Origin of the sequence: Enterovibrio coralii (assembly GCF_001559595.1) — a bacterium.
Classification (GTDB): Bacteria; Pseudomonadota; Gammaproteobacteria; order Enterobacterales; family Vibrionaceae; genus Enterovibrio; species Enterovibrio coralii.
The window spans coordinates 500,036-521,914 of sequence record NZ_LNTY01000034.1 but is presented as its reverse complement, the minus strand read 5'-3'; the positions used below and the strand labels follow the sequence as shown (position 1 = coordinate 521,914).

Sequence of the window (21,879 nt, the reverse complement as noted above, 5' to 3'; positions counted from 1 at the left end):
TTTATCTTCCTATCGAGACGCAACCCATGAACACAATACGCAAACCTTTATGGCTTCTATTCGTCGGCATAACCGCAGTTTGGTTGATGGCAGAACCCACTCTCTTTAGCTCAACACAGTTTTTCTACTGGCGTGCTGCTCTTATTCAATATTCGGGGATCATCTCCATTGTTTTAATGTCTGTCACTATGGTGTTGGCGTTGCGCTTGCCCATAGTTGAGCAATGGACACAAGGCCTGGATAAAGCCTACCGTCTGCACAAATGGTTAGGTATCAGTGCCGCTGGTTTTGGTATTGCTCATTGGCTTTGGTATCAGGTGCCAAAATGGATGGTAATGGCCGGATGGCTAACCAGACCAAGCAAACCCAAAGGGACAAGCACTATAGTGGCCACTCAATGGCAAGAATGGCTGTTGCAACTGCGCGAGCCAGCCATGGAAATCGGCGAGAAAGGGTTTTACTTGCTACTGATCTTAGTAGTTGTCTCTCTGTGGGCAGCTTTGAAGTACAAACCCTTCAAGCTCTCTCATCGGCTCATGGCGTTTGCTTACTTGCTGATCGCTTTCCATTCCGCCTTTTTGCTAAAAGCCAGCTATTGGGAACAACCAATTGGTTACATCACTCTTGCCGCCATTGCGCTTGGTTCAGTCGCCGCGCTTTATAGCTTGTTTGGATTTGTTGGCCGCCGTCAACGCATTGCTGCCACAGTAATAAGCTCGCGCTTTTTCCCAGCGTCACGCACATTGTTGCTAAGTCTAAAACCGGATGCGAAATGGTCGGGGCATCAAGCTGGGCAATTTGCTTACCTGCGGGTTGGCAAGGAAGAACCGCATCCGTTCATGATTGTCTCTTCTCCGGAGGAATCAGAGGTTCGTTTTCTGATTAAAGAGCTGGGCGATTTCACCACAGGACTGCATCAACGAATTGCCATTGGTGATAACGTTGAAATTGAAGGCCCTTACGGCAAGCTGAGCTTTGATTTTGGCAAAAAACAGATTTGGATTGCAGGTGGTGTAGGCATCGCTTCTTTTCTCGCAGCATTAGCTCAACGAAAAAGCATCCTTCAGCACACTGAATCGAATAACTTGGCATCCGTTCACCTGTATTACAGCACGCGAGACAAAGATGACACGCTGGAAGCCGAACTTCGCGATTTGTGTGAACAAGAAGGTGTGACGTTGCGGATGATTGAAAGCGATTCAAAGACAAGATTGGACGCAGAACAACTGCAACAAAACCACCGAGATTTAGAGGACTGCGAAGTGTATTTCTGTGGCCCAGAAGCTTTCTCTAAAGCACTGCGACTCACCCTACCGAGTGTTGGCGTCGATGTAAAGTCGCGGTTTCACGAAGAATTGTTTGCGATGCGGTGATAATACTATTGGGGTGGATAAACAAAGTGCTTAAACACTAGATACATGTTCTATGTGATTATTTTCATTAATAAAACACATAGAACATTATTAGCTTAACAAACAATGAAAGTTACTTGACTTTAACTCTCTCATACCATTGGTCAAACTGATCAATAACTCTATTGTGATAAAAGGTTTTGTTAATACTGTTGGGATTATCAGGGTCTAGCCTACGCACTTTACAGTAACGTTCACCTTCGGCTTTGAGCGTCCTCATTTGATCATGAAATTTACTGTTTTGCTTAAAGTTTGTATAACGCTCTTTAAGAATATCAATCAATTCATGATAGTCATGGGGATAATTTCTGAGAGCGTCTTCTTCAGAAAGAACTATTTCGGGTGCATCAGGATCGTTTGTTAAACGTACTTGTAAAGCTTCATCGTTAGTTGTTTTAACAAGTTTCGTATGCAATTTTAAAGATATTGCATAATTTGCATCTTTTTCACTCTCGTGTTCTTTTTCGACCGCTTTGAGATAGTTGAGCAAGTTTGACTTAACTTCATTGTCCACACTAAAACTTGCGACATCAGAAAGATGAAAGAAAGACACTGGCATTAAGTAAAAATTGTAACGGCTAAAGTCATACTTAAACCAATCCATAGTTAAAGTCATGAAGTTTTTTAGTGCTGCCGTGCCAATCTCCTGAATTCTCGTGCTCAATTCAAGATCACCACACATGAAATGAACAGAATCATCTCTAATATTCATGAGCAATTTTATATTGTCACCAACAACAATTGGAACCTTACCCTGTGCCTGAAGCCTATTTAATGCTACCCCCAAGGAAATCGTTTTGTGATTACCGCTGGGTGAAATTACAAAGTGCTCTCTATTTTTCACGTAGATGGCACTAGGTTCTTCTCCAGAATCTTTTATCAGCTTTGCCTTCAAAAGAAGTTCCCAAGCATTTGTCATTAGAATAGAGAATGTTTCTTCCCTGTGTTGAAAGTTCGGCTTGTTGTAAATTTCAATTGCAGAAACACAAGCAGAGACAGCTTTCTCCAATAAAACTTGGTGCAGTAGTTTTTCTACTTCGTCATTCTGACTCTGATGCTGACGAAATGTAGTTTTACTGTAAGTTGTAACTACTTCTGTAACTTTGTAGCCACCCTCAACCTGCTCCAACAATGAAGTCCATTTCTTCCTTAGGTATGTAGTTACCGTAGAGTTGCTCCACCCCGTCTCGTCTGACAACTCCTGCAGCGAAAACACCTTACCTTCTTTAAATTTCTTCAAGAAGAAATCATATGCCTTATCAACTTTCGCCCATTTTTTACTCGACATGTTCTCTACCTGCCAACAAATGCTTTCAGACTATCTGTTTGCTTTATAAAACAAATTATCATTTTGCTACGCTCAAATAATCAACTCAAGAAATATTGATAACTAAACAAAAACACCCCAAAAGCAGAGCCTTTGGGGTGTTTTTCTTTGAACCAGACTTTCCAGCAATCAGCAGTCGAACTGATACACCGTTTGGAAGCGATACTCTTCACCCGGTTTCAGGAAACAACTTGGTTGTTCCCATTCAGGGTGGTTTGGCGAATCCGGCAGATACTGAGTTTCCAGAGCCAAGCCCGCGTAGTCAGAATACTCACCGCCTGAACGGTTTGGTGTTCCCGCCAACCAATTGCCAGTGTAGAGTTGCATGGCGGGTTTATCGGTAAACACACTCAACGTGATACACGCATCCGGTGAAGTGACGACGGCGACTGGGTGTTGCGTGTCTCGTTCAGCGTCGAACAAGTAGCTATGGTCATAACCTTTCGCTGGCACTTGGTCTTCATCTGACATGAAATCTTGAGAGACAAGCTTCGCTTCACGAAAATCAAAGCCCGTGCCTTCCACAGATACCAATTCGCCATGAGGAATACCTACTTCATTGGTAGGAAGGTAGCGATCAGCGGCAATCATCAAACGATGCTCACGGCAATCTGTGCCCGACTCTGCGCCCATCAGGTTGAAGTAAGCATGGTTAGTCAGATTGACTGGCGTGGTTGTGTCTGTGGTGGCCTTGTAGCCAATCGCCACCTGATTGTCATCAGTGATCGAATAGGTCACCGTAGCGTTAACCTTGCCCGGAAAGCCTTGATCGCCATCTTCAGAGACGAGTGAAAAGGTCACGGTATTTGCAGACTGGCTTTCAATCGACCAACGACGTTTATCAAACCCTTCTTCACCGCCGTGCAGCGTGTTTCCTGCTTGGTTGGTTGAGACGTGATAGTCGTTACCATCAACAGAGAAACAACCTTTTGCGATGCGGTTTGCGTAGCGACCAACGGTCACACCCATAAAGCTTTGGTGCGCGATAAAGTCTGCCATGGTATTCACACCCAACAGCACTTCTCTCACACCGTCTTTCAGAGGCACTTGGCAACTTAACCACGTCGCACCGATATCCATCAGCACTACTCGCATGCCATTGACGTTTTGCAGCGTCACGAGGTTGGCAGGCTGGCCATCAAAGGCCGCCTGCGCTGTCATTCCTTGCAATAACGATTGTTCTACCGTTAACAGAGGTTCCATCATCGTTCCTTACAGCACTTCTACCAGTCCTGCGCCGTCTTTTGCCTGACAAACGTAAATCGATGCTACCAGACCCGTCGCTGCTTCGTATTGCGCTTCAACCGCTGCTTTCACATCATCAACCAGTGATGGTGGAACCAAAGAAACGATACAGCCGCCGAAGCCGCCGCCAGTCATGCGCACACCACCTTGCTCACCAATAACCTTCTTCACGATCTCAACCAAGGTATCGATTTCTTTGACGGTGATTTCAAAGTCATCACGCATTGAAGCGTGAGATTCTGCCATCAACACGCCCATGCGCTTCATGTCGTTCGCGCGAAGAGCCTCAGCGGCTTCCACTGTGCGATCGTTTTCAGTGATTACGTGGCGAGCACGCTTCGCCACGACGTCATCCAGTAGATGCGCTTTGGCATTGAATTCTTCGATGGTCACGTCACGCAGTGCTTTCACGCCGAACGTCGAAGCGGCTTCCTCACATTGCTTGCGGCGCGTGTTGTATTCGCTGTCCACTAAGCCGCGACGTTTGTTTGAGTTGATGATGACGACTGCCACATCTTCTGGCATTGATACTGCTTGTGTTTCCAGTGAACGACAGTCCAGCAACAAAGCGTGGTTTTCTTGGCCTTCAGCAGAAATCATCTGGTCCATGATGCCGCAGTTACAGCCCACGAATTCGTTTTCTGCTTGCTGGCCGTTCAACGCGATTTCTGCTTGGCTGATTTCTAAATTGAACAGAGTTTTGAACGTCTGGCCGATCACCACTTCCAGTGCGGCAGAAGAGCTCAAGCCCGCACCTTGAGGTACGTTACCGGTTACCGCAATGTCTGCACCGTTAAACTCGTAGCCACGACCCAGCAGGCACTTCACCACACCGCGAATGTAGTTCGCCCACATTTTGTCTTGTTGGAACGTGATTTCTTTGGTGATGTCGAATTCGTCCACTTGGTTGTCGTAGTCAACCGACACAAGGCGAACAATCTTGTCGTCACGCTTTGCCGCTGCAACAACCGTTTGGTAATTAATGGCGCAAGGCAGCACAAAGCCGTCATTGTAGTCTGTGTGCTCACCAATCAGGTTTACACGGCCCGGAGCTTGAATAATATGCGTTGGCAAGTAACCCAACACAGTTTCAAAAGACGCTTTAACGTTTGAAATCAGTTCTGACATGTTTCTACTCTCAATAATTAAAATACGATTAAGAACCTAGGTGTCTGTTTTTGTTTCTCTTTGGTAGCAACACCTAAGTCACCACAAATTATTGCTGTTCTTTGTAATGAACATCGCTGACATCGCGCAGGCGCTGTGCAGCTTGTTCGGCCGTCAGATCACGCTGGCTTTCTGCCAGCATTTCGTAGCCCACCATGAACTTACGTACAGAAGCACTACGCAGCAGAGGCGGATAAAACAGTGCATGCAATTGCCAATGGTCGATATCCGTGCCTTCTTCGAAAAACGGCGCGTAATGCCAGCCCATTGAGTAAGGGAATGCACATTGGAACAAGTTGTCGTAACGACTGGTCAGCTTCTTGATGGCCAGTGCCAGATCGTCGCGTTGTTCTTCACTCAATTCGCTCATACGGCGAATGTGTGTTTTTGGTAGTAGCATGGTTTCAAATGGCCACGCCGCCCAATACGGCACAACTGCCAACCAGTGCTCAGTTTCAACCACAGTGCGGCTGCCGTCTTTCATTTCTGCCTGAACATAGTCCACCAGCAGGTTAGACCCGTTTTCGTCAAAGTAGGCTTTCAGATTGTGCTCTTTTCGCTCAATCTCATTTGGCAGAAAGCTGTTTGCCCAGATTTGGCCGTGTGGATGAGGCTGTGAACAGCCCATGGTTTCGCCTTTGTTCTCGAATGCCTGAACCCAGATGTAATCTTTGCCCAGCTCTTCAATTTGGTCGTTCCATGTATCGATAACGCCGCGAATTTTGTTCAATGGCAGTTCTGGCAAGGTTTTGCTGTGGTCTGGCGAGAAACAAATCACACGGCTCAAACCACGCACACCCTGCGTTTTGAACAGCGGGTTGTCTGATTCTGGTGCTTCTGGTGAATCTGTCATCAACGCCGCAAAATCATTACTGAAAACATAGGTGCCTTCGTAATCTGGGTTTTCATCGCCAGAGATTCGCGTGTTAGTTGGGCACAGGAAGCAGGTTTCGTCATACGTCGGCAGCTGTTCAGTCGACGGCTTTTCATCTTGACCACTCCAAGGACGCTTCGCGCGATGTGGAGACACCAGAATCCACTGACCTGTCAGCGGGTTGTAACGGCGATGTGGGTGGTCAACCGGGTTAAATTCAACGTTAGACATCTTTCTTATCTCAAAACCTAAAATTTGTTTCAGCAGCAGAGGGCGTTTGCTCCCTCTGCCCGTATTGGTTGTTCTTGTTATTCAGCCGCGTAACCTTGTGGATTAGCCGATTGCCAACGCCAGGTATCCGCTGTCATTTCCGCCACGGTGCGTGTCGCTTTCCAGCCCAGCACCGTTTCTGCTTTTTCTGTGCTCGCCCAACATTCTGCGATGTCACCTGGACGACGAGGATTGATTTCATAAGGCACAGGTTTGCCACATGCCGCGCCAAATGCCTCCACCATTTCCAGCACACTTGAGCCTTTGCCAGTGCCCAAGTTGAAGATATGCAAACCAGCTTGCTCACCAACGGCTTTCAGTGCCGCGATGTGGCCATCAGCCAAGTCCATCACGTGAATGTAATCACGTACACCTGTGCCGTCTGGTGTTGGGTAATCGTTACCAAATACCGCCAGCTTTTCACGGCGACCAACCGCGACCTGCGCGATAAATGGCATGAGGTTGTTTGGAATGCCTTGCGGGTCTTCACCCATAGTGCCTGACGGATGCGCGCCTACTGGGTTGAAGTAACGCAGCAAGGTAATACTCCAATCACTTTCCGCGTTGAACAGGTCACTGAGGCACTGCTCAACCATGTACTTGCTGCGACCATACGGGTTGGTAGTTGCACCAGTCGGTGAGTCTTCTGTGATTGGCACAATCGCAGGGTCGCCATAAACAGTTGCCGACGAGCTAAACACCAGACTCTTCACGCCTGCTTTGCGCATGCAACGTGCCAGCACCAAAGAACCGTTCACGTTGTTGTCGTAATATTCCAGCGGTTTCGCGACCGACTCACCCACCGCTTTTAAGCCAGCAAAGTGAATAACCGCTTTGATGTCGTGCGCTGCGAAGACAGAATCCAGAAACGCTTCATCACGAATATCACCTTCGTAGAAGCGCGGTTTCTGGTTGGTCAGTGCTTCGATGCGATTCAGTACTTCTGTTTTCGCATTACACAGGTTGTCGACAATGATTGGCTCCATACCTGCTGCGATCATCTGTACGCAAGTGTGGCTGCCGATATATCCCATTCCGCCAGTTACCAAAACTTTCACTATTCGCATCTCCATCAACACGGTTGTCATACCGCTGGATTAAAGTGTTCTTGTTCTTATGTACCCTGTCTTGATGTTGCGTTTTACGTTAATCAAGAATCAGTGTAAACGTTTCCACAACTATATATGAGTCGGCTAACTTCGCCTAGCCTTTGCTTTCTAGATTAGTGGAAATTCAGGGGAATATTTTTGAAAGTGTGAGCGACGTACTTATTGTTCCGCCGCTCACTGTAGGGTAATCAGAAATTAGAGCGCAGTAGCAGGTGTTGCTGAGGTTTTTGTTTCAACAACCGCTTCTGGATTGAAGCCGTCGTGCAGGCGATAAAAGCCTTTGTAAATCAATGCACTTGCCAGCATTAGTACCGCAGGCAAACCTACCATCATAAATTGCAGCCCCATGATGGTTGACTCAGATTGCACTATATTTGGCACATAGCCCACCACTGACAGGCCAACGCCCACAATGAAGCCACCCGCTGCGCCAGCGAATTTCACCAGCATGGTTTGTACAGAGAAGATAACACTTTCACTGCGGCGACCTGTTTTGTGCTCACCGTAGTCCACCACGTCTGCCAGCATCACGGTTTGCAGTGCGTTCGCTACACCTACACCAAACTTGATGGCTGCACCTGCCAAGCCGATCAGCAGGGTGTTACCCGGAACCGCAAAGCTCATCACCAGCAGTACAACACATGACAATACTGGGAAACCACTTGCAATGAACCACAGGTATTTACGTGGCAGAAGGTTTGCCAGACGAGGGAACAGGAACACACCCGCCACTTCCGCAATACCTGCGACCATCATGTAAACCGGGAACAAATCGGCATTGCCCAGCGCATAGGTGAAGTAATAAATCGCAAAGCCGCCGACCAGCAGGTTCGCAATTTGGAATGACAGAACTGTACCAATCAGTGCTTTCAACTGGTCGTTCTTGCCTATGATTTCTAGTACATCTTTGAAGCTGAATTTCTCTGCCGGTGTCGCGTGTTCTGGAGCTGCCTTTTCTTTTACGTTACGGGCAATTAAAAATGCACTCATCACAAACAGCACAGCGATCAGCATTGCCACGTTGAAGAAGCCTTCACCTTGGTCGCCATTACCCAGCTTACCCACAATGTGCAGGCCGTAAGTACCGTGATAAACCATGCCAGACTTGCAAACAAACGCGGCCATACCACTAGCTTTTCACGCTCCTGACGAGAGCTAGACAGTGCAGGGATCATCGACCAGTAAGGGATATCCATAATGGTGTAGGTCAGACCCCACAGGATGTATGCCGCCGCTGCGTAGATATAGAGCGCAGTACCTTCGAACATGTGTGTGCTAAAAAGGCCAACTAGTACTACCGCATTTAGCAAGGTGCCAATGACAATCCAAGGGCGGAACTTACCGAATTTTGAGCGTGTGTTATCAACAATCACACCCATCATAGGGTCTGTGATGGCATCTATAACGCGCGCCGCAAGGAAAATCGTACCAACAAATGCAGCAGACAAACCTGCAACATCCGTAAAATAAAACATGAGGAAGATGTAGATCGGCGCACAGGCAAAGTCTTTGCCTAACGCACCGAGACCATAAGAAAGTTTGGTTTGTAGGGTAATTTTATCAGACATCTTTTTTATCCTTATTTGCGGCTAATCGCGATGGAATTTGGCGTTTAACACGCAATGGTTGTCATTCGTCTGAGGCGGATATTAACGGCTGTTTCTCGCAGGATCTGTGATCAATTCGCACCTAATGGTAACGTTTACACGCGAAGATCTCCGAACTGTGACATGAGCATCAAATAGGCTACTTTTCACGACATCATGCAATAGTTAATACCTATAAATCCGTATTTATTTCAAAAAGATGAAAGATAACGATTACATTGATAAGTAATCGTTTTGAACGCCTTTAAAAATGGAACATGCGTAAAAAAGCGCAGCATCAATCGCCTTGATCGATGCTGCGCTACAATGAGGGGTAATTTATCAGATTTTAGTGCTAAGACACACGTTTTAACTGGATGAGCAATGCCGTTTCTGCATCAAGGATCGGCATGGTTAAACCGACCTTTTCACACCATTCACCAGAAAGCTCGCACCCTTCTTCTGTCCAAAGCGGTTGGCAGTTGACGATGTCATTGAAGTTACTTGGCTTGTCTACCACATCAATCTTATACGTTGCGTCAGCATCAAGCCCCGGGATACGAAGGTGACCGCTTAATGCATTGGTCGGCATAGCCAACTGAGCAATCAGCACCGCTGCTTCTGACTTGTCCTGCGAAATCACAGCTTGAATTTGGTGTGCATCATCATCCGTTTGAAGACGCCACGTTTTCCCGCTGTGCAGCAAAGGTCGCAGTGCTTTATGCAGCTTGATGTAATGTTCAAAGCCTTCCTTCTCTTCCTGCGTCTCCTTGACCGGATCCAGCTCAATACCCATGTGACCAAACAGAGCGGTCAAACCACGAAACTCGATGCTGTGACGACGTCGTGTGCTATGACAATGGCTCGCACCAATATGGCTACCCATGACTTCCGGCGGGAAGAAATAGCTCATGCCGCGCTGAATACGTTGACGCTCCAACGCATCATTGTTGTCAGAGGTCCAGAATCGATGCGTACGTTTAAGCACCTCAAAGTCGATACGACCACCACCAGCAGCACAAGACTCAATTTCAACGTTCGGATGCGCGGCACGCACTTTGTCGACCAGTGCGTAATAACGCTCGGTCTGTTTCTGTCCTGCCGCTTTGCCTTCATGACCCGGTTGAACAATCTCGCGGTTCATGTCCCATTTGATATAGGCAATGTTGTACGCACTTAAGAAGTGGTCGAGACGCTCAAACAGGAAGTTAAACGCGTCATCGTTTTGCAGATTAATCACAAATTGATTGCGACCTGTTGGCTGGTCATAGCCGTCAACCGCCAAAAGCCAATCAGGATGCGTACGATATAGATCAGAATCCTTGTTGATCATCTCTGGTTCAAACCAAAGCCCAAACTCCATACCCAACGTATTGACGTGCTCAACCACTTGAGTCAAACCATTCGGGTATTTGGATTCATCCAAGAACCAATCCCCTAGACCGGCTTTGTCACCATTTCGGCCGCGGAACCAACCATCATCAATAATGAAACGCTCCACGCCCATTTCTGCTGACTGGGTCGCCATCGCCATGATGTACTCAGGATCGTGGTCGAAATAAATCCCTTCCCATGTATTGAGGTGGATAGGACGCGGTTTGGCGGCAAACTCTGACGGCAAAATCGCGGCACGAACGTGACCATGGAAATGGTGGCTCATGCCATTCAAGCCAGTGTCACTGTAACTTGCGTACAACCAAGGCGTTGTCAGGCTCTCACCTTTCGCCAGCGCAATTTCACCCGGTAGATAGATAGCTTCGGCTTGTACTACTCGACGACCGTCTGCTTTCACATCCACACGCATGCGATGATTGCCGCTCCACGCAAAGTGGAAACCCCAGACATCACCTTGCATTTCAGTGAAGTGCGGCGTACCAACAACCAGTGCTGGATAATGCTCATGCGACGTGCGGCCACGGCGGTTTTCTTGCTGATAGCCGCCTTGCAGCAAAGGCTGACGTACGGTTTGGAATTCATGAACCAACGCCCGTAATACGTCATCAGTTCATTGGCACGCGCAGGCACTGGCAATGTATTGGCCAAGCGATTGACTTGATACACACCGTCTTTGATATTGGTGAGTGTGTGGCGCACTTTCACCACATCATGCGCATCCATGACCAGTTCCGACATCAAACGAAGTCCTGCACGCTCGTCCACGCCCGTGGTCGTCAAGCTGCCTTCGCTTTGTTCAATGTTTTCAATCACGAAGACAGGTGCCCAATCTTGGCCGTCACGATGGCCCTCAATGCCAGGGCTGCTGAATACACCACGACCCAACTCTGGGCTCAGAGTCATTGCAACATCTTTGTCGAGTCGGCCATAAGGAACCGGACGGAACAGGGCTTTGCGAAAGCCGTCAAGTGCGCCTGAAACTGGCTGTCCCCAATGAAGAATTTCTGCAAAGTCACCCAATTCGATGACCATCTGGCTGCCTTGGCCAGACAAGGTAATGATTTTTTCGTTTTTCATGATGCCTACCCAAGGCGAATTTCGTTATTGGCATCATAGTCAAAGTTCACTTCCTGTCTTGGGGAAAAACACAAAAGTGTTAACGTTTACACAGTTTTAGTGGTTTCGCTGTTTTCCTCCGAAGAGGAGATATAATCAGTACAAATCTTGATAGCCTTGTCTCAGAAAGGGTTTCGGTTTTCCGAAATAAAAGCTAACGCACAAATTCAAAACAAAAGAATGTAAACGTTACCACTTAGCTTTTAAACTCTCCGCCATCAGCCGCTGTATTGGTAACGCCCGTGTTTACACACCCGTCCATGTCAGCAGCCCACTAATAAAAACAAAGAAGGCATACCATGACGGCATTTTCAGCAATCCTTCAACGTAGAGACTGGGAAAACCCTCAGTCAGTGAACATCAACTGTGTAAAAGCGCACAGCCCACTATCTAGCTATCGCGCCATGTTCCATGCCCGAGATAGCGTGCAATCCCAAAGACGTTCACTCAATGGTGATTGGTCTTTTAAACTGTTTGACGCACCTGAAGTGGTTGATGGGCAGTTCATTGATATCGACTTTGACGACGCTGGCTGGAACACACTACCTGTCCCATCAAACTGGCAGTTGCACGGCTACGACAAGCCTATATACGCAAACGTAAAATACCCGTTCGAGGTTAACCCTCCATATGTACCTGCAGATAACCCAACGGGTTGTTACCGCACGCGTGTAACTCTGACAGCAGAAGATTTGGAAAACACACAACGCATTATTTTTGATGGTGTGAATTCAGCCTTCCACCTGTGGTGTAACGGCAAATGGGTTGGCTACAGCCAGGACAGCCGCCTGCCGTCTGAGTTCGACCTTTCCGAGTTTCTAACCATTGGCGAAAACACACTTGCGGTCATGGTGATGCGCTGGTGCGACGGCAGCTATTTGGAAGACCAGGACATGTGGTGGTTAAGCGGCATTTTCCGTGATGTCACCTTACTGTCTAAACCAAAGCAATGCATTGAAGATGTTTTTGTTACGCCAGATTTAGACGCGTGCTACCGCGATGGTTCGCTGTCTATCGTGACCCACATCTCCGCGCCTGATACGTACCAAGTTCAAGTGCAGCTTTTCGAAAACAACACGGCCGTAACAGCACCGGAAGTGGCGAAACCCCACAACCGTCGTATTGACGAGCGCGGCACCTATTGTGATGTGGTGTTCCAAACCCTTCACGTTCGTGAACCAAAGAAATGGTCCGCAGAAACACCGAATCTCTATCGCCTTGTGGTGTCATTGCTCGACGAACATGGTGCGCATGTAGAAAGCGAAGCCTACCAAGTGGGTTTCCGTAAAGTGGAAATGCTCGATGGTCAGCTAAAGCTTAACGGCAAAGCACTGCTTATCCGCGGTGTTAACCGTCATGAGCACCATCCCGAGCTTGGTCATGTCATGATGGAAGAAGACATGATCCGCGACATTCGTTTGCTTAAGCAAAACAACTTCAACGCCGTACGTACTGCACACTACCCTAACCATCCGCGTTGGTATGAGCTGTGTGACCAATACGGGTTGTACGTGTGTGATGAAGCGAATATCGAAACCCATGGCATGCAGCCGATGAACCGTTTGTCTGCAGATCCTCAGTGGGCACACGCTTACATGAGCCGCTATACACAAATGGTGATGCGCGATAAGAACCACCCTTCTATCATCATTTGGTCTTTGGGCAACGAATCAGGACATGGCAGTAGCCACAACGCCATGTATGGCTGGTCAAAACAGTATGACCCGTCACGCCCTGTCCAGTACGAAGGTGGCGGCGCAAACACCACTGCGACAGACATCATCGCGCCTATGTATGCGCGCGTGAACACCACGATTGAAGATGATGCAGTGCCAAAGCATCCAATCAAGAAGTGGATTTCACTGCCAAACGAGCAACGTCCGCTGATCCTGTGTGAATACGCGCACGCAATGGGTAACAGTCTGGGTAGTTTTAACCAATATTGGGATGCCTTCCGCGAGTTCCCTCGTCTGCAAGGCGGTTTCATTTGGGACTGGGTCGATCAGGGCTTGAGTCAAACCGACGCAAACGGTCAGCACTTCTGGCATATGGTGGCGATTTTGGCGATGCCATCAACGACCGCCAGTTCTGTATCAATGGTTTGATCTTCCCCGATCGCACCCCACACCCAACGCTAGAAGAAGCCAAGTTCTGCCAACGTATGATCACAGCAGAGCTCATCGCGCAACACACTGGCGCGTTCACCTTGAAAGTGACCAATGAAAACCTATTCCGCGCGACAGACAATGAAATGTTGAATTGGAGCCTGTTGGAAGATGGCATCGTCATCCAGTTAGGTAGCATTGCGCTAGACGTTGCCGCTGATAGCCATGCGATGCTATCGCTCAGTGTGCCATTCACGGCGAAAGCTGACGCGGTTTATCACTTGAACACTGATATTTCACTGGCAAACGACACACCTTGGGCAGAAGCTGGTCATGTGATTGCCACCGAGCAGTTTGCAGTGCAAAACACCGCGGGATTGTCTCTACCGACAGTGGGTGAGAAAAATGCACCGACACTGACGGTTAGCGAAAACAGCCTGTTGGTTCGCACCCAAGATGAAAAGACTGAATGGCAATTTGATGTTCACTCAGGCTTGATGACGTCTTGGACAGTCGCTGGTAGCGCACAGATTCTTCGTGGCCCTCGCGATAACTTCTACCGCGCACCGCTGGATAACGATATTGGCATCAGCGAAGTGGATAACGTTGACCCGAATGCTTGGGTTTGCCGTTGGGAGCAAGCAGGTATCGGCCGTTGGGAGCGTGAATGCGTTCAGCTGACCCAAGAGGTGACGACATCATCCGTCTTGGTTAATGCAACGTTTGCCTACCACTTCAATGCAGCCATTCAGGCAGTAACGACATGGCACTATGCTTTCTCTGACAATGGCGAAGTTACCATCGATGTGAAAGTACAGCTGGCCGACAATCTGCCACCGATGCCACGTATTGGCCTTGCTTTCGAATTGCCACTGGCGAAAGACGAAAACAGGGTGAGTTGGAAAGGTTTAGGTCCTTTCGAAAACTACCCTGACCGTCTAGCGGGGACGCGCTTTGGGCACTACTGCCAAGCGTTGGAAGCCATGCATACGCCGTACATCTTCCCAACTGACAGCGGACTGCGTTGCGGCGCACGCTGGATGCAAGCAGGTAACATTCAAGTCAGCGGTGATTTCCAATTTAATGTGTCGCCATTCAATCCGGTGCAATTGACCGAAGCGAAGCACACCAATGACCTCACGGCCGAAGACAAAATGTATGTCTACGTAGACCACCGCCATATGGGTGTCGGCGGTGATGACTCTTGGAGCCCGAGCGTGCACAAAGAATTCCAGCTCACAGAAAACCAATACCGTTATCAGGTAGTGCTACAAAGCTGCTAATAAGTCCTTAGATACACAAAACCCCTTTGAGTAATCAAAGGGGTTTTCTTTTTGCAGCGAATCGAACGTTGAATTTGATCTATCGGTGTTAGCTACTTCTTTGACAGCGACTTGGATGACCGCGCCGTCGCGTTGTTATTCATTGTCTCTACCAAACTTTCAATCGATGTGGTTTTAGCAGCACCTGGATGATCAAATTACTCACCTAACACACTGATCAAACACACATTATCCCTGCCATTCAACTCGGTAACTCACAGGATACCTAGTTTTATGACTTTGTTTATAGCTTTAACATTCGCCATTTCCTCGCCAACTTGTACTTTGTAACTCCGCAGAGCCCGTTGCGGACCTAGTAACGTTCTATAACTATACGTCCCACTCTCTGAAAGGGAGTGTTGATGATATCCCCCTTCTCCCTTCCATTCTTCCAAGTGAGCTGATTTCAAAGCACTTACGGCTTCATTTCGAGGGTCGCTATCCTCCCAAAAGTCAGCTTTGCTACGTGCTGGATAATTTGTTTTATACATTTTCCATCAGCACTGACTAGTGTGATTTTGCTGCGCAACGGATTAAGCAACTAAGGTAGTTTTTCATTGTTGCCGACAGAATCTAAACTAAAGACGGCTGAAGTCACTTCATGCGTGCTGACATCTATTGCAGATACACTTTTCACCAAATACGGCTCTTTTACTTGCCTCACTTAAGCATTTTCCACTCGCCTTCACCGAAGACCTTTGAGCCTGTAACGTCAATAATGACACACGCTACGGACCCTCGATTGGGTAAGCGATATTGAACCTCAACTGTCTTCGCTTGCTTGCTGACACGGTTATATGACTGCGATTTCAGCGGCACATCCATCAAAACAAATATCGAGTCGAGAAATCCTTGAAGACCACGTAGAGGAAGCTTGAAATTACCGTTAATCATTAAATCTGTTTCGATAGCACTATCAGCAAACGTACCTCTCTTCCTCGTTCTCCTTGATGCTATTTGCAATACCCTACCCAAATAGTTGCCTCATCAACCCAGATGGTTACTTAGCCTCTATTGACTAACACTTGACAGTATTACTTCCAGTTACTTTTTTTGTACTTGGCTTTGCTCAGCACCTGTCACCCTTAATGAGATGCTGATGATCTGAACTATGCGCAGATAATTAGCTCAATAAATTAGGAAACAACATCGTTTAACACCCTTTGACACGACAGGTATCGGCTTTTCATATCAAATAAAGTTGTGCGAGAAGTGATATGTTAGAACTACCGGGAGATGCTGGGTTCAGCGAATTTAACTGGTGTTATAATTACGACATCATGTTTTGGGTCTAGTCACCTCTATCAAAAAGGACAAAAAAGAGCACACACGATGCCAGTCAACTACCCAGAAATGAAACTTCAATGCGCTCACTTCCTCCTTGATACAATCGAAAATAGAATGACTATTCCGCACGAAATCAACTTTTAACTAAATACATTAACAACCGCTGGGTGCGGTTCTCCTCAGGCAGTTTGAGTATACATAACGCACTATACAGGACTCATTATTTGGTATGTTTATTATTGTTTTAGTATCACTAGAAAGCCAAACAACACATGAAACAATTTAAAAACTCACAAAATAAGGCCAGTTATACAACTCCAGCAACGCTTGTTTAAACAGGAAAACTCTCACCCATTGTTAAAATAACTTTATTACCAACTATCGAATTTAAAAACATCACATACCAGACTAAACCAACCATACCTCATTAAAATCAGGTTATTAGTTCACCCGACCTGCGTCTGACCCAGTTTTTAACTACAAAATATCAAAAATCAATTCCCCTCTATTCCTTGGTGGTCATATAACGCAAAATAGCAACAGGAATGCGCAAGAAGTTTGGTGTTCAATTGAAAATCAACGAAACCCACGGTAACCTGAAATATACAATGGAATTAAAACTAATAACATTAAAGTCATACGATGAGAATTATTAAAAGGCTAAAACATGATCATAGGAATAGTTAAAAATCTCGCCGAATGTACTTTCACAATTTTTATAGGACTTGTCGTTGGCTATAGCTTGGAAAAATTCACCAACAATTCTTCCTTCATCTCATTTGCGTTACTATCACTACTTCTTTATTATACATCTTACAAATATAGAAGTCGCAGGTGCCTAGGCTAAGATGATACCGGATTGGATTACTTCAAAAGAGATAAATCATAGACAAAAAATGAATACAAAACCTTTTCCTTTACCCTCAAAGCCTACCCTGAAAAAAGTAAGCATTGCACAAACGAATGCGGTGGTTATTACGATAATTAACTCTAAAGGTGGAGTAGGAAAGTCAACATTAACTATCGAAATATATAAACATCTTTCTCTATTGGGATATAAGGTCGAAGTTTTCGACTTTGACAAACAGCAATCATCAAAAATATGGGGGGATTCATCTGGTGCAATGTTTAGCAGTTTCAATCCTGCAAATCGAAGCCTTAGTGACATGGCATGCCACCTTAAAGTTAATCCAGAGTCCGAATATATATTAATCGACACCCCCTCTAACTTCAGTGACACTGACTTAACCCGATTCATTCGATTTTCAAGTAAAATACTAATTCCCATGCAAGTTTCAAATATTGATATCACTGCAACTCTTGGCTTACTACAACGCTTAACTTGCCATTCTATAGTAAAGCAAAAATGTACTGACATCGCAATTGTATTTAATCGCTGTTATCCCAATGACCCACAACAGACCAAAGCAAAGAAAGTAATAAGCATAGTGAAAAAAGTAAAGTTACTAGGAGAATTATCCAATTCAAGAGAAATACAAATGAATACAAACTCCTGTTACAAAGAGGCAATATGGAGTAATATTATCAACTGGATGATTAATTAAGTTATAGATTCTATCTTCAGTATACTTACGATCAATTAGCCCCTAAGAGTGAAACTTATTTATACACTAGCATCATTTACTTGAACATCTAGTAACTGGCACACCCATACGTATTATTTTGCCTAATAGCCTAATAGCCTAATGACAATTGTAATTTACCCTACTTGCTTACAAGTCGTGATTACAAAAATAATTTCCTTGCTAGATATTGCTTATAAATACCTCATATCCAAGATTAAACACTCATGATAACCATGAATGAACACTTATAAATGTGAAATACGAGCAACGAGAAGGCGGGATTTCCTCGCTTGCTCATAACAATGTTATCGGGAGAAGTTGCATATCAATGAATGACATTGAGCCATGATGTTAATAGGTTATTTTGTCTACGCTCTACTCGTGATGTAGCCCAATGATGTGGATTCAATAGTCTGCTATCTAGAGGATTAAATCAAATTTAGAAAGTAACGCCGCCGCTCAATACATTGATAAAGTAAATGAAGATTCCTATATCTGAAGATGGAGGAAGAAAAGCGGCGAAAACTATAAGGAGAAGCCCAAAAGCAGGATGTGATGCGAGTCACATCACAACACAAACGTTTACGCAGCAAAAAGCAGAGTTACCAAATGCGTTGATAAGGAATGTCATTGAACGCATTCAAAACAGTTTGAAAGCAGTAATGACCTGACAATCTTCGCGTCGTCAGGTCACACAGGGAATTTCATACTATGCGGGCAGCGCGTTTTCTGCCGTGTCCCAATATAAACGTCGCTCAGCAGCCACCACACCAAGCTCTTGGGCGAAGGTATTTAGCCAGCCTGCCGTCAGCAATGCCACGTTACGGTAGAATTCAGTCTGTGCACTTCTTTCCATGCCATCCAGCATGGTGAACGCAAATGGCAGTAAGTGATAGCTCAGCAACAAGCGTGCGCGTTCCAGATCATCTCGTTCCAGTAGAACCGACAACACCATCAGCATCAAGCCAATGTGATCTTCCGGCTCTCTAACGCCAGTGTTGCTCTCTAATCCAACCTCTGCCAAGAAAGCACGGTATTCAATGGTCGAGGCACCAAATAGCGCGTTTTCGTTATCAAGATAAGCGGAGCCCCAAGGCGGGCATGGCATATCACCACTACCTTGTAGCAAGCCGAAGAAATCCGCTTCCAGAAAGTCAGGATTGTTGGATTCTGCACTCACAGCCAGCATCTGAAGCAGTTCGTCACTTTGGGCTTTAAAATCTCGAATGATGGTACTTACCGTCTCTGAAGATGGAGGGTGGTACAGCAACGCACCCAATAGTCGGGCTAGGTTTATGTCGTATTGCATGAGAGCCTATTTTCTTAGAGTTTTGTCGCAGTCTAGCCCTGTTAAAGCCCGAAAAATTTGCGCGTCATCAACAATTCGAACGCCCTTAACAGTTTTAATATTTACGATACATATCTCTGCGAAATATGTAATTTACAAACGATAAATCCAAAACGTGATGAAAATATCACTTTTTACATCTCGCACGTTCTTTCCCCTGCTTCCGGAAATTTGTTTGATTTGACACAAGATTTCATCCGCTAATCCAGTAGACATTCACAGGCGCGAGGCAATGAAAACGTTGCCATCAAAACAAAAAAGAGAATGTCGTTAATGAAAAATACGTTTAAAGCGTTGCTGTCTGGCGGCCTTTCACGGCGAGACTTTGTGAAGTCTTCTTCCGCGATGGGTGGTTTAGCCGCAACAGCGAGTGCTGTCACGCTGCCGTTTAAATCAAGCCCTGTTGCTGCTGCAACAGCAGCGGCAAAAGAAGAAAAAGTCGTGTGGAGTGCGTGTACCGTAAACTGCGGTAGCCGCTGTCCACTTCGCATGCATGTTGTTGATGGTGAGATCAAATGGGTTGAAACCGACAACACAGGCGATGATGTATACGGTAACCACCAAGTCCGCGCATGTCTGCGTGGTCGCTCAATGCGCCGCCGTGTCTACAACCCTGACCGTTTGAAATACCCAATGAAACGCGTTGGCGCGCGTGGCGAAGGCAAATTCAAGCGCATCACGTGGGAAGAAGCCTACGATGACATCGCGAACAACATGAAGCGCATCATCAAGGACTACGGCAACGAAGCGATTTACCTGAACTACGGCACAGGCACACTGGGTGGCACGGTAACCAAATCATGGCCTCCTGGCAGCTCGCTGATTGCGCGTATGATGAACCTGACCGGTGGTTACCTGAATCACTACGGTGATTACTCCACCGCACAAATCACTGTGGGTCTTGATTACACCTACGGTGGTGGCTGGGCTTACGGTAACTCTTTCTCCGATTTGGAAAACACCAAGCTGATTGTTCAGTTCGGTAATAACCCTGCTGAAACCCGTATGTCTGGTGGTGGCCTTATCCATCACATGATGGAAGGTAAAGCACGCTCAAACGCACGCATGATCATGATTGATCCGCGATACACCGACACTGCCGGTGGCCGTGAGGATCAGTGGATCCCAATTCGTCCAGGTACGGATGCCGCATTCGTTGCAGCAATGGCACACGTTATGATCACGGAAGACTTGGTTGACCAGCCATTCCTAGATACGTACTGCGTAGGTTATGACGAGAAAACCCTGCCAGCGTCCGCGCCTGCGAAAAGCGACTACAAGTCATACATTCTGGGTGATGGTCCGGATGGCATCGCGAAAACGCCAGAATGGGCGGCTTCTATCACGGGTATTCCAGCAGACATCATCATCAAGACTGCACGTGAAATTGGCTCAACCAAGCCTTGTGCCATCTTGCAAGGTTGGGGGTTGCAACGCACGGCGAACGGTGAAATCGCAGCGCGCGCTGTGGCCATGTTGGCACTGCTAACTGGTAACGTTGGTATCCATGGCGGCGGCACAGGTGCTCGTGAGTCTGATTACAACATCCCCTTTGTGCGCTTCCCTACCCTGTCAAACCCAGTCAAAGCGTCAATTCCGATGTTCCTATGGACCGATGCGATTGTCCGTGGCCCAGAGATGACGGCAACCCGCGACGGTATTCGTGGCGTCGAGAAGCTGAACGTACCAATCAAGATGATCTGGAACTATGCCGGTAACTGCATCATCAACCAGCACTCGGACATCAACAAAACCCACGACATCCTTCAAGATGACAAGGCGTGTGAGTTGATCGTTGTGATCGACAACCACATGACGTCTTCTGCGAAATATGCGGACATCGTGCTTCCAGACCTGACAACCTCTGAGCAGATGGATTTCTGCATGGACACCAAAGCGGCAAACATGCCGTACTTCATTTTTGCTGACAAAGCCATCGAACCACAGTTCGAGGCCAAAGGTATTTATGAGATGTGTTCTGAGATCTCCAAACGCATGGGTGTCGGCGAGGCATTCACTGAAGGTCGTACCCAAGAAGGTTGGTTGCGTCACCTGTATGCTCTGACCCGCGAGATGGACCCGTCACTGCCAGACTTTGAAACATGCGAGAGCAAGGTATCTACAAGCGTAAAGACCCGAATGGTCACTACGTGGCGTACAAGGCTTTCCGTGAAGACCCAGAAAACAACCCGCTGGGCACACCTTCGGGCAAAATCGAAATCTACTCTGAGCGTTTGGCAAACATCGCGGCGACATGGGAGTTGAAAGATGACGAAGTGATTCACCCGCTGCCTATTTACGTCTCAACCTTTGATGGCTGGGATGACAACAAGCGTGACACCTACCCTCTCCAGTTGACGGGCTTCCACTACAAAGCACGCTGTCACTCTACCTACGGCAACGTCGATGTGATCAAAGAAGCTGCACCGCAAGAAATGTGGATCAACCCTATTGATGCAGCAGAACGCGGCATTGAGAACGGCGACTTGATCCGTATTTTCAACGAGCGTGGCGAGCTTCATATTCCAGCGAAAGTGACTCCTCGCATCATGCCAGGCGTAACGGCATTGGGTGAAGGCGGCTGGTATGCACCGGGTAAGAACAAGATTGACCAAGGCGGTTGTATCAACGTTCTTACCACGCAGCGTCCAAGCCCACTGGCAAAAGGTAACCCACAACACACCAACTTGGTGGAAGTTCAACTGGTGAAGAAGGCGTAAAGGTTAAACC

At 46.9% G+C, this 21,879-nt stretch carries 8 protein-coding genes and 5 pseudogenes; 4 read left to right on the top strand and 9 right to left on the bottom strand.

Annotated features, from left to right (window positions below; all coding sequences use genetic code 11):
- Positions 1–26: 26 nt before the first annotated feature.
- Complete coding sequence (locus ATN88_RS13620; protein WP_067416775.1) at positions 27–1,373, top strand: ferredoxin reductase family protein; 1,347 nt, start codon at positions 27–29, stop codon at positions 1,371–1,373.
- Between the two features lie 112 nt (positions 1,374–1,485).
- On the opposite strand, the gene ATN88_RS13615 is transcribed toward ATN88_RS13620, so the two are convergent.
- From ATN88_RS13615 to ATN88_RS13585, 7 genes and pseudogenes are all read right to left on the bottom strand, one after another.
- Positions 1,486–2,700, bottom strand: a complete 1,215-nt coding sequence (locus tag ATN88_RS13615) for a DUF3644 domain-containing protein (protein WP_067416771.1) — start codon at positions 2,698–2,700, stop codon at positions 1,486–1,488.
- A 168-nt stretch (positions 2,701–2,868) separates the two neighbouring features.
- Positions 2,869–3,942 carry a galactose-1-epimerase gene (galM, locus tag ATN88_RS13610; RefSeq protein WP_067416768.1) on the bottom strand — a complete coding sequence of 358 codons (1,074 nt, stop codon included), beginning with the start codon at positions 3,940–3,942 and terminating at the stop codon, positions 2,869–2,871.
- Between the two features lie 9 nt (positions 3,943–3,951).
- Positions 3,952–5,112 (bottom strand): galactokinase, encoded by a 1,161-nt coding sequence (gene galK, locus ATN88_RS13605; protein ID WP_067416765.1) that lies wholly within the window; start codon positions 5,110–5,112, stop codon positions 3,952–3,954.
- A gap of 88 nt (positions 5,113–5,200) precedes the next feature.
- Entirely contained in the window at positions 5,201–6,256 is a 1,056-nt protein-coding gene (locus ATN88_RS13600) for a UDP-glucose--hexose-1-phosphate uridylyltransferase (RefSeq protein ID WP_067416762.1), read from the bottom strand.
- Positions 6,257–6,333: 77 nt separating this feature from the next.
- A complete protein-coding gene (gene galE, locus ATN88_RS13595) occupies positions 6,334–7,353 on the bottom strand; it encodes a UDP-glucose 4-epimerase GalE (protein WP_067416759.1) in 1,020 nt (339 codons plus the stop codon).
- Positions 7,354–7,599: 246 nt separating this feature from the next.
- Positions 7,600–8,972, bottom strand: a pseudogene (gene melB, locus ATN88_RS13590) (melibiose:sodium transporter MelB).
- Between the two features lie 373 nt (positions 8,973–9,345).
- Positions 9,346–11,462, bottom strand: a pseudogene (locus tag ATN88_RS13585) (alpha-galactosidase).
- Between the two features lie 338 nt (positions 11,463–11,800).
- Here ATN88_RS13585 and ATN88_RS13580 point away from each other — a divergent pair.
- A pseudogene (locus tag ATN88_RS13580) lies at positions 11,801–14,889 on the top strand (beta-galactosidase).
- 254 nt (positions 14,890–15,143) lie between these two features.
- Here the strand turns inward: ATN88_RS13580 and ATN88_RS13575 are convergent.
- Positions 15,144–15,953, bottom strand: a pseudogene (locus tag ATN88_RS13575) (IS5 family transposase).
- A gap of 1,110 nt (positions 15,954–17,063) precedes the next feature.
- Between ATN88_RS13575 and ATN88_RS13570 the strand changes: the two are divergent.
- Positions 17,064–17,780 (top strand): ParA family protein, encoded by a 717-nt coding sequence (locus ATN88_RS13570; RefSeq protein WP_067416754.1) that lies wholly within the window; start codon positions 17,064–17,066, stop codon positions 17,778–17,780.
- A gap of 730 nt (positions 17,781–18,510) precedes the next feature.
- Here ATN88_RS13570 and ATN88_RS13560 read toward each other — a convergent pair.
- Positions 18,511–19,110, bottom strand: a complete 600-nt coding sequence (locus tag ATN88_RS13560; protein ID WP_067416747.1) for a TorD/DmsD family molecular chaperone — start codon at positions 19,108–19,110, stop codon at positions 18,511–18,513.
- Between the two features lie 312 nt (positions 19,111–19,422).
- Between ATN88_RS13560 and ATN88_RS13555 the strand changes: the two are divergent.
- A pseudogene (locus ATN88_RS13555) lies at positions 19,423–21,869 on the top strand (DmsA/YnfE/YnfF family dimethyl sulfoxide reductase).
- Positions 21,870–21,879 lie beyond the last annotated feature (10 nt).

Bases quoted from the DNA above. Each gene is read 5' to 3' on its own strand.
- ATN88_RS13620 (WP_067416775.1), top strand. From the start codon at position 27: ATGAACACAATACGCAAACCTTTATGGCTTCTATTCGTCGGCATAACC.
- ATN88_RS13615 (WP_067416771.1), bottom strand. From the start codon at position 2,700: ATGTCGAGTAAAAAATGGGCGAAAGTTGATAAGGCATATGATTTCTTC.
- ATN88_RS13560 (WP_067416747.1), bottom strand. From the start codon at position 19,110: ATGCAATACGACATAAACCTAGCCCGACTATTGGGTGCGTTGCTGTAC.
- ATN88_RS13600 (WP_067416762.1), bottom strand. From the start codon at position 6,256: ATGTCTAACGTTGAATTTAACCCGGTTGACCACCCACATCGCCGTTAC.
- ATN88_RS13570 (WP_067416754.1), top strand. From the start codon at position 17,064: ATGATACCGGATTGGATTACTTCAAAAGAGATAAATCATAGACAAAAA.
- galK (WP_067416765.1), bottom strand. From the start codon at position 5,112: ATGTCAGAACTGATTTCAAACGTTAAAGCGTCTTTTGAAACTGTGTTG.
- galM (WP_067416768.1), bottom strand. From the start codon at position 3,942: ATGGAACCTCTGTTAACGGTAGAACAATCGTTATTGCAAGGAATGACA.